The organism is Pseudomonas sp. GL_103 (genome assembly GCF_057835175.1).
This window is the reverse complement of record NZ_CM174420.1, coordinates 3,483,413-3,500,081: the sequence shown is the minus strand read 5'-3', so window position 1 is coordinate 3,500,081 and position 16,669 is coordinate 3,483,413. Positions and strand designations below refer to the sequence as shown.

The 16,669-nt window shown below is 63.3% G+C and carries 12 protein-coding genes; 3 read left to right on the top strand and 9 right to left on the bottom strand.

Annotation, left to right across the window (positions count from 1 at the left end):
• Position 1: 1 nt before the first annotated feature.
• Complete coding sequence (locus AC3IP0_RS15755) at positions 2–637, bottom strand: response regulator transcription factor (protein ID WP_102672425.1); 636 nt, start codon at positions 635–637, stop codon at positions 2–4.
• Positions 638–647: 10 nt separating this feature from the next.
• The gene (locus AC3IP0_RS15750) at positions 648–2,921 is read right to left on the bottom strand and encodes a PAS domain-containing sensor histidine kinase (protein WP_489316055.1); all 2,274 of its coding nucleotides are present in this window, start codon (positions 2,919–2,921) and stop codon (positions 648–650) included.
• A 230-nt stretch (positions 2,922–3,151) separates the two neighbouring features.
• Between AC3IP0_RS15750 and AC3IP0_RS15745 the strand changes: the two genes are divergently transcribed.
• The 3 genes from AC3IP0_RS15745 to AC3IP0_RS15735 all read left to right on the top strand — a co-directional run bounded on the left by AC3IP0_RS15745 (position 3,152) and on the right by AC3IP0_RS15735 (position 7,708).
• Positions 3,152–4,774, top strand: a complete 1,623-nt coding sequence (locus tag AC3IP0_RS15745) for an acyl-CoA synthetase (protein WP_489325220.1) — start codon at positions 3,152–3,154, stop codon at positions 4,772–4,774.
• A 118-nt stretch (positions 4,775–4,892) separates the two neighbouring features.
• On the top strand, positions 4,893–6,665 hold the full coding sequence (locus tag AC3IP0_RS15740) for an acyl-CoA dehydrogenase C-terminal domain-containing protein (RefSeq protein ID WP_489325218.1): 1,773 nt from the start codon (positions 4,893–4,895) through the stop codon (positions 6,663–6,665).
• 86 nt (positions 6,666–6,751) lie between these two features.
• A complete protein-coding gene (locus tag AC3IP0_RS15735; protein ID WP_489325217.1) occupies positions 6,752–7,708 on the top strand; it encodes a LysR family transcriptional regulator in 957 nt (318 codons plus the stop codon).
• On the opposite strand, the gene AC3IP0_RS15730 is transcribed toward AC3IP0_RS15735, so the two are convergent.
• The 7 genes from AC3IP0_RS15730 to AC3IP0_RS15700 form a co-directional block, all read right to left on the bottom strand.
• A complete protein-coding gene (locus tag AC3IP0_RS15730) occupies positions 7,690–8,367 on the bottom strand; it encodes a TetR/AcrR family transcriptional regulator (protein WP_489325215.1) in 678 nt (225 codons plus the stop codon). The genes AC3IP0_RS15735 and AC3IP0_RS15730 overlap by 19 nt on opposite strands.
• Positions 8,364–9,992 carry a methyl-accepting chemotaxis protein gene (locus tag AC3IP0_RS15725; RefSeq protein ID WP_489325213.1) on the bottom strand — a complete coding sequence of 543 codons (1,629 nt, stop codon included), beginning with the start codon at positions 9,990–9,992 and terminating at the stop codon, positions 8,364–8,366. Before AC3IP0_RS15725 ends, AC3IP0_RS15730 begins: the two co-directional genes overlap by 4 nt.
• 66 nt (positions 9,993–10,058) lie before the next feature.
• A complete protein-coding gene (locus AC3IP0_RS15720; RefSeq protein WP_489325210.1) occupies positions 10,059–11,210 on the bottom strand; it encodes an acyl-CoA dehydrogenase family protein in 1,152 nt (383 codons plus the stop codon).
• 18 nt (positions 11,211–11,228) lie between these two features.
• Positions 11,229–12,317, bottom strand: a complete 1,089-nt coding sequence (locus AC3IP0_RS15715) for an enoyl-CoA hydratase/isomerase family protein (protein WP_489325208.1) — start codon at positions 12,315–12,317, stop codon at positions 11,229–11,231.
• Positions 12,318–12,319: 2 nt separating this feature from the next.
• Positions 12,320–13,210 (bottom strand): 3-hydroxyisobutyrate dehydrogenase, encoded by an 891-nt coding sequence (gene mmsB, locus AC3IP0_RS15710; RefSeq protein ID WP_489325206.1) that lies wholly within the window; start codon positions 13,208–13,210, stop codon positions 12,320–12,322.
• Between the two features lie 89 nt (positions 13,211–13,299).
• On the bottom strand, positions 13,300–14,808 hold the full coding sequence (locus tag AC3IP0_RS15705) for a CoA-acylating methylmalonate-semialdehyde dehydrogenase (RefSeq protein WP_489316046.1): 1,509 nt from the start codon (positions 14,806–14,808) through the stop codon (positions 13,300–13,302).
• A gap of 103 nt (positions 14,809–14,911) precedes the next feature.
• On the bottom strand, positions 14,912–16,615 hold the full coding sequence (locus AC3IP0_RS15700) for an AMP-binding protein (RefSeq protein WP_489316045.1): 1,704 nt from the start codon (positions 16,613–16,615) through the stop codon (positions 14,912–14,914).
• Positions 16,616–16,669 lie beyond the last annotated feature (54 nt).

Genomic DNA, 16,669 nt, shown 5'->3' with positions numbered 1-16,669 from the left:
ATCAACGCAACTTCAGCGGATCGACCATCTGCGCCGCGATGGCCATGCCCACCAGGTCCGGCAGCGTGTTGGCCTGCATGCGTTTCATGACGCGCGCGCGATACAGATCAACGGTTTTCGCACTCACGCCCAGTTGCTCCGCGATTTCGCGGGTGGTGTAACCCTGCACCAGTGGTAACAGGATATCGCGCTCGCGCGGGGTCAAGGTCAGCAAGCGCGCCTGCAAGGCTTCGTGGCCCTGGTTGCCCGAACGGTTGGCGGCACAGTTGCTGAGCGCCTGTTGCACGCTGTCCAGCAACAGCTGTTCGTTGTAGGGCTTCTCGATAAAGTCATGGGCACCGGCCTTGAACGCGCGCACCACGATCGGCACATCCGCATGCCCGCTGACGAAGATGATCGGCAGGTTCAGTTGGCGCACACGCATTTCTTCCTGCACGTTCAACCCGCCCATACCGGGCATGCGAACGTCCAGCAGCACACAGGCATCGAGGCTTGCATCGCAGGCATCGAGGAACGCGACGCCACTGGTAAACGGCAAGGCCTTGAGCCCGACCGACTCCAGTAGCCAGACCGTCGATTCGAGCATGCCCTGGTCATCATCGACCACGTACACAACGTGCTCCGTTACACCTGCCATTACCTGATTCCTATTGTTGTTGTTTTGTTGGGCCGGCAAGCGGCAAGCGGCAACACATCAGCAGCCCGACAGGCTGGCGCCGGGCATTCAGTTCGCCACCGAAACCTTCGATGATGCTGCGGCTCATGGACAGACCGAGCCCCAGGCCATCAGCCTTGCTGGTGTAAAACGGGGTAAATATCTGTTCCAGTTCCGGCTCGCTGACGCCCGGCCCCTGGTCTCGCACACTGATTTCCACGCAGGCGCCACTGCCATGCTCCACGGCCATCACGATCAGAGAGGGTTGCCCGGGATGTTGCTCACGGTTGGCGTCGATGGCATTACGCAACAAATTGAGCAGCACCTGTTCCAGCAACACGCGGTCGGCATAAACGGGTGGCAGATTATCCGGCAGTCGATCCTCGATTGTCACTTGGCAATTACTCGCCTCCCAGGCACACAAACGCACGGCTTCGCGGGCGACGTCGGTCAAGTTCAGCGCCTGCATGCGACGCTGTCCCTTGCGCAAAAAGGAGCGTAACCGCCGGATCACTTCGGAGGCGTGGGTGGCGTGATGGGTAATGCGTTCCAGGCCTTGGGTCACTCTGGCAGCGGCCTGGGGATTGGAATCCAGTGTCTGTAGATAGCGCTGGCTTGCATTCGCATAATTGACCACGGCAGCCAGCGGCTGGTTGATTTCGTGGGCGATCCCCGAGGCCAGTTCACCGAGAGTGACCAACCGTGCGGTATGTGCCAGTTCGTCCTGATGACGGCGCTGTTGCACTTCCCGCAGTTCGCGCTCGGTCATGTCGCGCGCGACCAGTGAGTAATAACGCTCGCCGCCGGCGGAACGGTGCGCCAGCAGTACCAGCGACACCGGCACCGATGTGCCGCCGCCCGGTGGTTGCAACCGCGCATCGGTGCTCCAGACACCGTCGCGCTCGGCGAGTCTCCAGCCATCGCGTTGCAGGCGCGCAAGGTCGCCGCTTGCGAACAATGCGGCCAGGGCCGGCATGGGTTGTTGCTCATCAATCCCGAGGATGCGTCGCGCGGCTGGATTGAGGTAAGTGACCTGGCCCTCGGGAGCGATGAACAACACCGGGTCGATGTTGGCCTCGACCACTTCGGCCAGGCGTCGCTTGTTCTCCTCGGCCTGCACCCGGGCCGTGATGTCCCGGGATATGCTGACGATTTCGACCACCGCCCCGGTGTAGGTTTCGCGGATCGCCCGGCTGGCGGTTTCGAACCACAGGTAATGGCCGTCGCGATGGCGAATGCGATAGGTCATGGTGTGATAGCCATCCTGCTCCAGCGCATCGCGCGCGCGCTGCACCAGAGCGGCCAGGTCCTGGCCATGAAACAGGCCCTGGGCCATTTGCCCGCGCAACTCTTCGGGCCAGTAACCGAGCAAGGTCCAGGACGCCGGTGATGCATCGATAACGCGACCTTCGGGGGTGTGACGGGATATCAGGTCAGTCGTGTTTTCGATGATCAGTCGGTACAGCCGTCGTGCGGTGGCCGCTTCACGCTCCGCCAGCACTTGCGCCGTGGCGTCGCGGCAACGGGCGAGCACTCGGTTGTCCTGGGGATCGGGAATGAACGTCCAGATCAGGATCTGCGTTTCAAACTGAGCCTCGACACCTTCGACGGCACGTTGCTGGTCCAGGCATGCACGCACCAGCACCCGATGATTGACCGGTAAAAAGCCCAACACATCGGTCAGTGACTTCTCGGCGAGCAGCGCCATTAGTGCCGCGTTGAACTCCAGCGGTCGACCTTGCGCATCGAGCAACAGGCTCGGTTGTGGATCGTGGCCCAGCAGCGGCGAACCACGCAGCATGCCGTTGACGCTGCTCAGCAGCGTCGTCAGCAAATCCTGCACCCAGCCCAGCCAATCGAGACTCACGCCCTCGCGCACTTCCACCAGCAACAAGCCCGGCTGCCCAGGCTGCAAGGCCAGATCAAACACCTGGCCATGGCTGATCGCGGCCCGGCGCAAACGGCCGGACAACCAGCAATCGAGTTGACGGACTTGAGCCAGGTCCAGGCGGCCTGCCTCGACCAGATGCTCGAAGAGCAACTGGTCGCTGGCCAGCGCCGGGTCGCCAAGTCCCGGCGGTAAATGCTGGGCGGCGCCCTCATGGCTGTAGATCCGCGCATTGGGCTGCCAGCTCAGGTAAACCGCCCGCTGCACCTCAGGGCAATCCTGCAGCGCCCGACACAACGCATCGGCCCGGGCGGCCAGAGACACACCCTCGCGCTGCAGGCGCAACCAACTGTGCAATCGAACGGGCGTCAGGGTCATTGCAGGTCCACTTTCTCAGGGAAACCAAGCATATACCAGCCTTGGAGCGTTGGCGGCATTGGTTTGGAGTTAAAAGAAGTTGATATAGAACAAATACTATACTACGTAGGTTTTACTTCCATATCAAAAGCAGGATGTTATATAAAGTCATCCGGACTTTGAAGGTGACCCCGGCGACTACGCTGCAAGGTCAACCATAGAGCTAACAATCAGCCATCGAGTACCCGCACATGTCTATCTATGACCAAGGCCTGGGCCCTTCGGCCGTCAACCACATTGCCTTGTCTCCGCTGAGTTTCATCGAGCGCACCGCCAGCACTTATCCCGATCACCTCGCCGTCATCCACGGTTCGATTCGCCGCACCTGGGCGCAGACCTACACCCGTTGCCGACGCCTGGCCTCGGCGCTGGCCGGTCGCGGTATCGGCAAGGACGACACGGTCGCGGTGATGCTGCCCAACATTCCCGAGATGCTTGAAGTGCATTTCGGTGTGCCGATGATCGGCGCCGTGCTCAACCCGCTCAACGTGCGCCTCGATGCCGAGGCGATCGCCTTCATGCTGCAGCATGGCGAGGCCAAGGTGCTGATTACCGACCGCGAGTTCCATGATGTGATCCAGGCGGCGCTGGGCATGCTCGATCACCCGCCTTTGGTGATCGACGTCAATGACCCGGAATACGGTGAAGGTCAGGCCGCGAGCGACCTGGACTACGAAGCGCTGTTGGCCGAAGGCGACCCGGCATTCGACTGGCAATGGCCGGGAGACGAGTGGCAGGCCATTTCGCTGAATTACACTTCAGGTACCACCGGCAACCCCAAGGGCGTGGTCTACCACCATCGCGGCGCTTACCTGAGCGCATTGGGCAACCAGATGACCTGGGCCATGGGCAACCATCCGGTGTACCTCTGGACCCTGCCGATGTTCCATTGCAATGGCTGGTGCTACCCATGGACCATCACCGCACTGGCAGGTGTGCACGTTTTCCTGCGTCGGGTCGATCCACAGAAAATCCTCACGCTGATCCGCGAGCATCAGGTCACTCACCTGTGCGGTGCGCCGATCGTGCTCAATGCACTGGTGAACATGCCCGAATCAGCGAAAGCGGCCATCGATCACCCGGTCAATGCCTTGGTCGCGGGCGCTGCGCCACCGGCAAAAGTCATCGGTGCCGTCGAAGAGATGGGCATCGAGGTCACTCACGTGTTTGGCCTGACCGAAACCTATGGCCCAGTGACGGTCTGCGCCTGGCACGCCGAATGGGATGAGTTTTCTCTGGAGGAGAGGGCGCAGATCAAGTCGCGACAGGGCGTGCGCTACCCGACGCTCGAAGGCTTGATGGTCGGCGATTGCACAACGCTGGAGCCAACCCCGCGTGACGGCCAGACTATCGGTGAGATCTTCCTGCGCGGTAACACCGTCATGAAGGGCTACCTGAAGAACCCGACCGCCACTGCCGAAGCGTTCGAAGGCGGCTGGTTCCACACCGGTGACCTGGCCGTCTGGCATCCCGATGGTTACGTCGAGATCAAGGATCGGCTCAAGGACATCATCATCTCCGGCGGCGAGAACATTTCCACCATCGAACTCGAAGGCGTGCTCTATCGCCACCCGGGTGTGATGGAAGCAGCCGTGGTTGCCCGTCCCGATGAAAAATGGGGCGAAACGCCCTGTGCGTTCGTGACCTTGAAGGCTGATCACCAGGACGTTCGCGAGGCTGACATCATCAGTTTCTGCCGTGAGCATCTGGCCGGATTCAAAGTACCGCGCACCGTGGTCTTCACGCTCTTGCCAAAGACTTCCACCGGCAAGATCCAGAAGTATGTGTTGCGCGACCGGGCCAAGGCGCTCTAACCCGATCTGACATTGCATCCATAGAGCAGCAGGTGTTTGACCTGCTGCCGCGGGTTCGTGCAGGCCGAATTCGGCTGTGCCCTGCCCATGACACAAGCGTCCCAACGAGGTTTCCGTTATGCCCGAATTCAAAGCCCCGCTACGCGACATGCGCTTTGTGCTGCACGAAGTGTTCGATGCCCCGGCCATGTGGGCACGCCTGCCAGCCTTGGCCGACAGCATCGACACCGATACGGCAGACGCCATTCTCGAGGAGGCGGCAAAAGTCACCTCGCACCTGATTGCGCCTCTCAATCGCAGCGGCGACGAAGTGGGCGCGCAGTGGCATGAGGGGCGGGTCACCACCCCCATCGGTTTCAAACAGGCTTACGCGACCTACATCGAAGGCGGTTGGGTGGGACTGTCCGGCAACCCCGGGTTCGGTGGCATGGGTATGCCGAAAATGCTGGCCGTGCAGTTCGAAGAGATGCTCTACGGCGCCAACTCAAGTTTTGCACTGTATTCAGCATTGAGTTCCGGTGCTTGCCTGGCGCTGGACGCCCACGCCAGCGACGCTCTGAAAAGCCTCTATCTACCACCGATGTATGAAGGCCGCTGGGCCGGCTCCATGTGCCTCACCGAGGCCCATGCCGGTACCGACCTCGGGCTGATCCGCACCCGCGCCGAACCTGAGACTGACGGCAGCTACAAGGTCACCGGCAGCAAGATTTTCATCACCGGGGGCGATCAAGACCTGACCGAAAACATCGTTCATCTGGTACTGGCCAAACTGCCGAACGCGCCTGCTGGCCCGAAAGGCATTTCGCTGTTTGTCGTGCCGAAAGTCCTGGTCAATGCCGACGGTTCCCTCGGCGCGGCCAACGCGGTGAGTTGCGGTTCGATCGAACACAAGATGGGCATCAAGGCCTCGGCCACCTGCGTGATGAACTTCGACGGCGCCAGTGGCTGGCTGGTCGGTGAGGAGAACAAAGGCCTGGCGGCGATGTTCACCATGATGAATTACGAACGCCTGTCGATTGGCATTCAGGGCATCGGCTGCGCCGAGGCGTCCTACCAGAGCGCCGTCGCCTATGCTCGCGAACGCATTCAAGGTCGGGCTCCTACCGGTGCCTTGGCCCCGGACAAACCGGCCGACCCGATCATCGCTCACCCGGATGTGCGGCGTATGCTGCTCGGCATGAAAGCCATGACCGAAGGCGGTCGCGCGTTCGCCAGCTATGTCGGGCAACAACTGGACCTGGCGAAGTTTTCCGAGGATGCCAGCGAGCGCGATAACGCGCAGATCCTGGTTGCGCTGCTGACGCCTGTGGCCAAGGCGTTTTTTACCGACACCGGCCTGGAAAGCTGCATCAACGGCCAGCAGGTTTTCGGCGGCCATGGCTACATCCGCGAATGGGGCCAGGAACAATTGGTCCGTGATGTGCGCATTGCCCAAATCTACGAAGGCACCAATGGCATCCAGGCGTTGGACCTGCTCGGACGCAAAGTGCTGGCCAACGATGGCGTCGCGCTACGCCTGTTCGCCCGGGAAGTCCGCCACTTCGCCCTGCACCACGAAAGCGCCTATGGCAGCGAACTGCTGAAGGCCCTGGAGCGCCTGGAGGGCCTCAGCAACTGGCTGCTGGAGCGGGCCAAAGCCAACGCCAACGAAGTCGGCGCCGCCTCCGTGGAGTACCTGCACCTGTTCGGCTATGTCGCCTACGCCTACATGTGGTCGCGCATGGCTGCCGTGGCCCGGTCCAGACTCGACCGGGACCCGCCGTTCTACGCTGCCAAACTGGCCACCGCCGAGTTCTACTTCGCCCGCCTGCTGCCACGGACCCTGAGTCTGGAAGCCTGCATCCGTGCCGGCAGTGCGCCACTGTACGGCCTTGCTGACGAACAGTTCTGACGATTGAGTGTTGCGCGGCGCCTTGCCACTCCCTGGGCCCGCGCTTTTTATTCACTGGCCCTCTCAAAGTACGGCAGGAAAGCCTGATGAATATGCAAACAAGTACAACGCAAGGTCACTTGAACTGGGACGACATGCGCTTCTTCCTCGAGGTCGCCCGTGCCCGCACCGCCAGCGGTGCAGCCCGCCGCCTGGGGGTGGACTACACCACGGTAGCGCGACGCATCCGCGCCCTGGAGCAGAGCCTGGGCGCCATGTTGTTCGAGAAATCGCGAACCGCAGGCTTCGTGCTGACCGTGGAGGGGCAGCGACTGGTCTGCCACGCCGAAACCCTGGAAAGTACGCTGCTGGTAGCCTGCGAGCAGGTTTTCGGCACCACCGGCGGGCTCGCCGGGCACCTGCGCATCGGCTGTACCGAAGCCTTCGGATCCTGTTTCATCGCCGCGCAGATGAGCCACTTCCTCGAGCACTACCCGCATATCTCGGCGGACATTTTGCCGGTCCCGCACTTCGTCAACCTGTCACGGCGTGAGGCGGACATCGCGATCACCCTGGAACGGCCCGAGCGCGGTCCGTACGTGTGCTCGCGGCTGTGCGATTACCGCCTGCGTGTGTATGCGACACCGGAGTACCTGGCCAGTCATCCCACGATTGGCTGTCGCGAGGACCTGGCCAGTCACCCGTTCGTGACCTACGTCGATGACCTGGCCTTCAGCTTCAAGCTGCTCTACCTGAACGACCTGATGCTCGGCGCGCGCAGCCGCCTGCGCAGCACCAGCGTGGTTGCCCAGTACCATGCGGCACTGGAAGGGCGCGCGCTGGCGATCCTGCCTTGCTTCCTCGCCGGTCCCGACCCGCGCCTGTGCGAGGTGCTGCCGGGTGAAGTGGAGGTCACCCGCCAGTTCTGGATGTACTACTGTGAGGACCTGCGCAACCTCAAGAGGATTACCCTGGTGGCCGACTACCTGCGCACCTGCGCGCAGCTCAATCGTCCGCTGCTGATGGGCGAGTCACACAAGATGGCCTACCTGCCGTCGCCGTGAACGACTGCCGCCAGGTCTGCGGTCTCGGTTGCCTGCAATGCACCCTGCAGAGTACTAATCACCATCTCATGCAACAGCTTGCGGCGTGCTCCAATGCCGGCCTTGGGCTCCCGAAGCCAGGCCGGCAGTTGATTGAGCAGGGAAACGATGCCGCTTACGGTCGCGCGCCGGGTGGCGCCAGCCGGTTTACCGGTGAGTTGCTCTATGGCCTCCACCAGATGCTCCTCGTAGCGTCGGCGCAGGGTCAGAATCGAGGCTTGCTGTTCGCAGCTCAGACAATGGAGGTCGTACTCAGCCAGGCGGAAATGCGCGGCCATACGTTCGTGGAGCCGCAGGTGCGCCTCAAGCAGGCCGTGCAGTCGTACAGTGGGGGCGGATTTGCGCCGGGTCACCAGGCTGGCGCCGTCAAGCAACGCTTCGTAGAGCTCCTCGATCAGTTCAAACAGCAGTGCTTCTTTGCTATCGATGTGGTTGTAGATGGAGCCGGCGGTGATCCCCAGACAAGTGGCCAGGTTGCGCATGCTGACTCGACTGAAACCATGTCTGGCGAACAGCTCGACCGCCTTGTGCCGCGTTTCCAGGTAGCGCGTGTTGCGCTCTTCGTCGACAGGCACCGCAAAAAGGGATTTGGAGGGCTGCATGTTGCTCATCCACCTCATACGCGAAACTGCCCCAATAGCCGATTGAGCTGACCCGCAAGTTGGCCCAGTTCCTGGCTCGCCTCGTTGGACCGGTCCGCTGCCTGGGCACTTTCGTTGGCCAGAGAGGCGGCGCGGGTCACGTTCTGGTTGATGTCTTCGACAACGTGTGACTGCTCCAGGGTGGCGCTGGCGATCGAGGCGTTCAGTTCAGTGACATTGCGCAGTGCGCCGAGTACCTGGTGCAGGCTTTCAGCCGTTTGGTGGGCCTGTTCCACTGTTTGTCGAGCGGCCAGGCTGCTGGCATTGATGACATTCACCGCGGCTTGCGAGTTGCCGTGCAGGCGCTCGATCATGTCCTGGATTTGCGCGGTGGACTGCTGGGTGCGCTGGGCCAGCAGGCGCACTTCGTCTGCTACCACTGCGAAGCCGCGACCCTGTTCGCCAGCGCGCGCCGCCTCGATGGCGGCGTTCAGCGCGAGCAGATTGGTCTGCTCGGCGATGGCGCGGATCACTTCCAGCACGCTGCCGATCTGGGTGCTTTCCTGGGCCAGGCTCTGGATCACCTCTACGGCCTGGCCGATGGTATCGGATAGCTGGTCGATCTGGAGCAGGCTGCTGTCGATGTTGTGCTGACCCCGACGTGCCTGCTCTTCGGCCTGGCGAACTTCGTTGGCCGCGTGCTCGGCGTTCTTGGCCACCTCCTGCACGGCGTAGGAGACCTCGTGGATGGCGGCGGCCACCAGCTCCATCTGTTGTGATTGCTGCTGGCTGTGGTTGTGGCTATCGGCGGCGATTTCGCCGAGCGACTTCGAAGCCTGGTCGAGGCTGTCAGCGGACTGTATGGACTGGCCGATCACGCCACGCAGCTTGTTGGTGAACACGTTGAAGTGGCCGCTCAAGTCGGTCAGTTCATCGCGCCAGCGGTTATCCAGATTGCGGGTCAGATCGGCTTCGCCGCTGGCGATGTTCTCCATGGCATCGACCACCCGCGCCAGTGGCGAGGCGATGCTGCGGGCAATCAGCAGGATCAGGGCACTGAGCAGCAGGGCGATCGTCAGCAATATGACGAAGGCCTGAATCAGCTGGCGGCGGAACTCGACTTGCACGTCGTCTATGTAGATGCCCGAGCCGACAATCCAGCCCCAGGGCTTGAACAATTCGACGTAGGAAACCTTTTCTACCGGCGCGTCGGAACCCGGCTTGGGCCAGCGGTAGTGCACCAGGCCTGCGCCATCGCGTTTGGCCGTGGTGACCATTTCGTCGAACAGCGCCTTGCCGTCCGGATCGAGTGTGCCGGCCATGCGCTTGCCCTCGAGCCTGGCATTGGGGTGCATGACCATTCGCGTGTCGAGGTCTTCGAGCCAGAAGTAATCCTCGCGGTCGTAGCGCAAGTCACGCATGACCGCGATGGCCTGCTGCTGCGCCTGCTCACGACTGAGACCCTGGCTTTCCAGGCTTTGGAAGTGGCGCAGGATGCCGCTGGCGGTCTCGACCACGTGGCGGGTTTTCAGCGCCTTGGCCGTATAAAGGTCGCCATGGCTCTGCTTGAGCATCAGTCCGGCGAGAATCATCAGCATCAGGATGGATGTCAGCAAGATCAGCCACAGACGGCAACTAATGGAAATATTGCGCAAGCCGAACATGGGCAACTCCACAACGGGCAAGACAGGGAAATGCCGGACGCGGCAGTCGCGTCCGGCGGGAGGGGGTCAGAGCGCGTAGTGGCTCAGTTCGCGGGCGATCAGCAGGCGCTGGACCTCGCTGGAGCCTTCGTAGATCTGGGTGATGCGCGCGTCGCGGTAGTAACGCTCCACCGGGTAGTCCTCCAGGTAGCCGTAGCCGCCATGGATCTGCATGGCGCTGGAACACACGCGCTCAGCCATTTCCGAAGCGAACAGCTTGGCCTGGGAGGCTTCGGACAGACACGCTTGCCCGGCGCTTTTCAGGCGCGCCGCATGCAGGATCAGCAGGCGGCTGGCGTTGAGCCGGGTGTGCATGTCGGCGAGCAGGTTGGACACGCTCTGGTGCTCGATGATCGGCTTGCCGAACTGGACGCGTTCGCGGGCGTAGCCCAGGGCAGCCTCGAAGGCGGCGCGGGCGATTCCCAGAGCCTGGGCGGCGATGCCGATGCGGCCGCCTTCAAGGTTGGACAGGGCAATGGCCAGGCCCTTGCCGCGTTCACCCAGCAGGTTGGCCTCGGGGATGGTGCAGTCGTTGAGGGTCACCGCGCAGGTATCGGAGGCCTTGATGCCCATCTTGTGTTCGCTGCGGTCGACCACGAATCCGGGGTTGTCGGTGGGTACCAGGAAGGCCGACAGCCCCTTTTTGCCCAGCTGCGCATCGGTGACGGCGAAGACGATGGCCAGCCTGGCGCGCTTGCCGTTGCTGACGAACTGCTTGGCGCCATTGAGTACCCATTGGCCGTCGCGCAGTTCGGCGCGGGTGCGCAGGTTGTGCGCTTCGGAGCCGGCCTGTGGCTCGGTCAGGCAGAAGCAGCCGATCGCTTGACCACTGACCAGCAGCGGCAGCCAGCTGTCCTGTTGCGCGGGGGTGCCGTATTTCAGCAGGGGGCCGCAGCCAACCGAGTTGTGAATGCTCATCAGCGCGCCGAGGGCACCGTCGCCGGCCGAGATTTCTTCGACGGCCAGGGCGTAGGCCACATAGTCGGTGTAGCTGCCACCCCAGGTGTCCGGCACGACCATGCCCAGCAGCCCCAGCTCGCCCATCTGCGCGACCACGGCGTCATCGATCCAGCCGGCCTTCTCCCAGGCCTGGGCATGTGGCGCGACTTCGCTGCGGGCGAAGTCGCGTGCAATGTCGCGGATCATGCGTTGCTCTTCGGTCAATTCGATATCGTGCATTGCAAAGTCTCCTGCCGATCAGGCGGTGCGTACGGGCTTGCCGCAGGCGCGTTGAAAATCGTTGAAGAAGGCTTGCACCCGGGCAGGTACCAGCTCTGCCAGGGTTGGCGGGTTCCAGCGTGGGCGCTTGTCCTTGTCGATGATCAGGGCGCGCACACCCTCCATCAGGTCGCCCTTGTCGAACCACTGGTAGTCCAGGTGCAACTCAAGGGCGAAGCACTCGGCCAGGCTCAGGTAGCGACCACGGCGCAACAACTCAAGCGTCGTGGCCATCGCCAGTGGCGAGCGGCTGTCGAGCAGTTTCACCGTCTGCTCGGCCCAGTCTCGCAGCTCGGGGCGTTGTTCGCGCTGCAGCGCGGTACGAATGGCCGGGACATCGGGCAAGGCGAAATACTCGTCGATCGCCTGGCGACAGGCCTTGAGCTCGGACCCGGCAAGACGCTCGGTGGCCATGTCGGCAAGCAGGTCCTGCAAGTCTTCGTCGGGCGCAGCGGTCCAGTTCAGGTGGTCGAGACAGGCATCCAGCTCGGCCAGCCGTTCGCTGGGCAGGTAGTAGTCGGCAAGGTTCGCATAGAGGGCATCGGCGGCCCGCACCTGGCAGCCGGTGATACCCAGATAGGTTCCCAGTTCTCCCGGCAGGCGCGGCAGGAAATAGCTGCCACCGACATCGGGGAAAAAGCCGATGCCGACTTCCGGCATGCCCATCCGCGTGCGCTCGGTGATCACCCGCAGCGAGGCGGCCTGGGCCAGGCCCATGCCACCACCGAGGACGAAACCATCCAGCAGCGCCAGCACGGGCTTGGTGTAGCCATGCAGGTATTCGTCGAGGGCATACTCTTCCTCGAGGAACAGCTCGTGCTGGTTGTCGCCGGCCTTGTAGCTGTCGTACAGCATGCGAATGTCGCCGCCGGCGCAGAAGGCCTTTTCACCGGCGCCACGAATGGTCACGGCGACGATCTGCGGGTCCTGTTCCCAAGCCCACAGGTGCCGGCAGAGCAGGCGCACCATGGGCAGGTCCAGGGTGTTCAACGCGCTTGGCCGATTCAGTGTCAGGTGGCCGACGCGGTTGCGTACGCTGGCCAGCACCGGGGCTTGCTGCTCGCTCATGCTCAGGCTTCCCCGCGGAACAGTTTGATGATGGCGGAGAAGTCCAGGCCGCCGTTACCTTGCAGGCTGAAGGTCTGGTACAGCTGCTGGGCTACAGCACCGAGCGCGACCGGTTGACGCGCGTGCCTGGCCGCTTCGGTGGCCAGGCCCAGATCCTTGAGCATCAGGTCGCTGCCAAAGCCGCCGCTATAGCCGCGTGAGGCCGGCGCGTTTTCCAGTACACCCGGGAACGGGTTGTTGACCTCCGAGCTCCAGCAGCGACCGCTGGAGGTATTGATGATCCCGGCCAGCACCTTGGCGTCCATCCCGAGGGCTACACCCAGAGCCATGGCTTCGGCGACGCCGACCATGGAGATGCCAAGCAGCATGTTGTTGGCGATCTTGGCCACCTGGCCGTTGCCTGCTGCGCCGCAGTGCACGATGTTCTTGCCCATGGCCGAGAGGATCGGCAAGGCCTGGTCGAACACGCTGTCCGGGCCGCCGACCATGAAGGTCAGGGTGCCTGCCGCCGCGCCGCCGGTGCCGCCGGATACCGGCGCGTCGAGCATCGGGTTGCCTTGGGCAAGGGCATATTTGGCCACCTCGCGGGTGCTCAGCGGGTCGATGGTCGAACTGTCGATCAGCAACACGCCTGGGCCGATATTGGCCAGCAGGCCGTCCTTGCCGCGATAGACCTGCTTCACGTGGTCGGCGGTCGGCAGCATGGTGATGATCAATTCAACCCTGGCCTTGGCCACGGCGGCGGGCGAGTCGGCGGCGCTGGCGCCGGCCTCCACCAGGGCGGCGACCGCCTGGGGGAAGGGATCAAAGACGGTCAGGCTGTGGCCAGCCTTGAGCAGGTTGCGGGCCATTGGGCCGCCCATGTTGCCGAGGCCGAGAAATCCGATATGCATGTTGGCTACCTTTTACGATAGGGGGCAGTGGCGCAGGAAATCCTGCGCGCGCTTGTCGTCGGCCGGCGCTGGGCGCCGGCCGGCAAAGGTCATTTCAGGGTGATGGTGGTGTTCACCGCGCCGCCGGTGTCGTCCTCGTCGAACCAGCGCTGGGTGATCGTCTTGGTCTGGGTGTAGAAGGTCACCACTTGCTTGCCGTAGGGACCCAGGTCGCCCAGCTTGGAGGCGCGCGAACCGGAGAAGGAGAACAGCGGGACCGGTACCGGGATTGGCACGTTGATGCCTACCTGGCCGACGTCGATCTCTTCCTGGAAGTGACGCGCGGCAGCGCCGGAACGGGTGAACAGCGCCGTGCCGTTGCCGTTCGGGTTGGCGTTGATGATCTCGATCGCCTCGTCCAGGTTGGCGGCGTGCATCACGCACAGCACCGGGCCGAAGATCTCTTCGCGGTACACGGACATTTGCGCGGTGACACCGGAGAAAATGGTCGGGCCGACGAAGTTGCCGTCCTGGTAGCCCGGCACACTCGGGTTGCGTCCGTCCAGTTCGAGCCTGGCACCTTCTTCGATGCCACTGGCGATCAGGCCGTTGACGCGGTCCAGGGCGGCGCAGGAAATCACCGGGCCGATGTCGGTGCCCGGTTCGGTGCCGCCATTGATCTTGAGGGTTTTGGTCCGTTCGATCAGGTCCGGCAGCCAGGTTTGCGCTTCACCCACGAGGATCACCACCGGCAGGGCCATGCAGCGCTGACCGGCTGCGCCGAAGGAGGCGCCCAGCAGGTTGTTCAGGGTCTGCTGCCGGTTGGCATCGGGCAGGACGATGGCATGGTTCTTCGCGCCCATCATGCATTGCGCGCGCTTGCCGTTCTGGGTGGCGCGGTTGTAGACGTGGGTGCCGACCTTGGTCGAGCCGACGAAGGACACGGCCTTGATGTCCGGGTGGTCGCAGATCAGGTTCACCGCGTCGACGCCGCCGTGGATGACGTTGAGTACACCCTTGGGTACACCGGCCTCCAGCGCCAGTTCCACCAGGCGCATGGTCACCAGCGGGTCCTGCTCGGACGGCTTGAGGACGAAGGTGTTGCCGGTGGCAATGGCCATCGGGAACATCCACAGCGGGATCATCGCCGGGAAGTTGAACGGGGTGATGCCGGCACACACGCCCAGCGGTTGCAGCAGGGTGTAGGTGTCGACGCCGTTGGCCACGTTGTTGGCCAGTTCGCCCATCTGCAGGTTGCCGATGCTGGCGGCGTGCTCGACCACTTCCAGGCCGCGGAACACGTCACCTTCGGCATCAGGCAGGGTCTTGCCTTGCTCGGCGGTCAGCAGGGCGGCCAGTTCCTTGATGTTCTCGCGGATCAACTGCTGGTACTTGAGGAAGACACGGGCACGGGCACCGATCGGGGTCTTGCGCCAGGTCTTGAAGGCTTGCTTGGCGCTGGCAACGGCGGCGTTCATTTCCTCGGCGGTGGCGAAGGGGACGCGGGCCAGGACTTCCTGGGTGGCCGGGTTGACCACGTCGCGCCACTGGGTGCTGCGCGATTCGACGAATTCGCCGTTGATGAGAAGCTTGACGCTGGGAATGATGGAAGAGGTCATTTACGGGTCCTGCCTGCTTTCTTTAGGTCGAATGAGGCCCCTCGGCGTGGTTGGCCGAGCGGTCGGGTTTGGATTTGGGAGGGCCGGCGTGCCGGCCCGGGGTTCAGCCCTTGAGTTGCGGGAAGTCTTCTTCGAAGTATTCCTGCGGGCCACGTGCGTCGCCCTGGCGACGCTGCATTTCCATTTGCCGCAGTTCCACCCGGCGGATCTTCCCGGAGATGGTCTTGGGCAGCTCGCTGACAAATTCGATGCGCCGTACCCGCTTGTAGGGCGCCAGGTGCTCGCGGGCGAACGCGAAGATGCTGCCGGCCAGTTCGTGGCTGCCCTGGGCTTCATGGGCCAGGATCAGATAGGCCTTGGGCACTGCCAGGCGCACCGGGTCGGGGCTTGGCACCACGGCCACTTCCATTACCGCCGGGTGCTCGATCAGCGCGCTTTCCAGCTCGAAGGGGCTGATGCGGTAGTCGGATGCCTTGAACACGTCATCGGCACGGCCGACAAAAGTGATGTAGCCCTCTTCGTCGATCTGTGCGGTGTCGCCGGTGCGGTAGTAGCCGTCGCGCATCACTTCGGCGGTCTTTTCCGGGCTGTCCTCGTAGCACAGCATCAGGCCGAGCGGGCGCACGTCCAGCGGCAGGGCCACTTCGCCTTCGTTGCCCGGCACGCCATCAGGGTCGAGCATGGTCACCCGGTAGCCCGGCAGCGGACGGCCCATGGACCCCGGCTTGAGCCGCTGGCCAGGCGTGTTGCCAACCAGGGCGGTGGTTTCCGACTGGCCGAAGCCGTCGCGCAGCAACAGGCCCCAGGCATGCAGGATCTGCTCGATGATCTCCGGGTTGAGCGGCTCACCGGCGCCCACCAGTTCACGCAGGCGCAGGCGAGTCTTGTAACTGGCAAGGTCTTCCTGGATCAGCATGCGCCACACGGTAGGCGGCGCGCACAGGCTGGTGACGCCGTAGCGTTCCAGCACGCCGAGCAGGGCTTGTGCGCTGAAGCGTGCGGTGTTGTGGATGAAGATGCAGGCACCGGCATTCCAGGGTGCGAAGAGGCAACTCCAGGCGTGCTTGGCCCAGCCCGGGGACGAAATGTTCAGGTGCAGGTCGCCCGGCTGCAGGCCAATCCAGTACATGGTCGAGAGGTGGCCGACCGGGTAACTCTGGTGACTGTGCAGCACCATCTTCGGCTTGGAGGTGGTGCCGGAGGTGAAGTACAGCAGCATCGGGTCGGTGGCCAGTGTGCGGCCCTCGGTTTCGAACTGCTCGGAATGTTCGCTGGCGGCGCTGTGCGGGGTCCAGCCGGCGGGGGACGGACCGACGCAGATGCGGCTGCAGCCTTCACCCAGCCCGACGAACTTGTCGACATGGGCGCTACCGACCACCAGGTGGGAAACATGGCCACGCTCGATGCGGTCGCGCAGGTCATCGGGGGTCAGCAGGGCGGTGGCGGGAATGACGACGGCGCCGAGCTTGAAGGCGGCCAGCATGGTTTCCCACAGGGCGACGTCGTTACCGAGCATCAGCAGGATGCGTTCGCCGCGGCGTACGCCCAGGGCACGCAGGTGATTGGCCACCTGATTGGAGCGCGCGGCCAGTTGCTGGAAGCTGTAGCGTTGTTCGCTGCCGTCCTCTTCGACGATCCATAGGGCATTGGCGTGGTTGCCCTCGGCCATGGCGTCAAAGTAATCCAGCGCCCAGTTGAATTCGCTCAGCTGCGGCCAGCGGAAGTCACGAACGGCGGTGGCGTAGTCGGTACGGTGGGCCAGCAGGAAGTCACGAGCGGCCAGGAAGGGTTGGCAGTTGTTGTTCATTGGAGTCTCCCGAGACGCGCGCGGGTACCTGAAAGTGGGGAGACGACGGCAAGC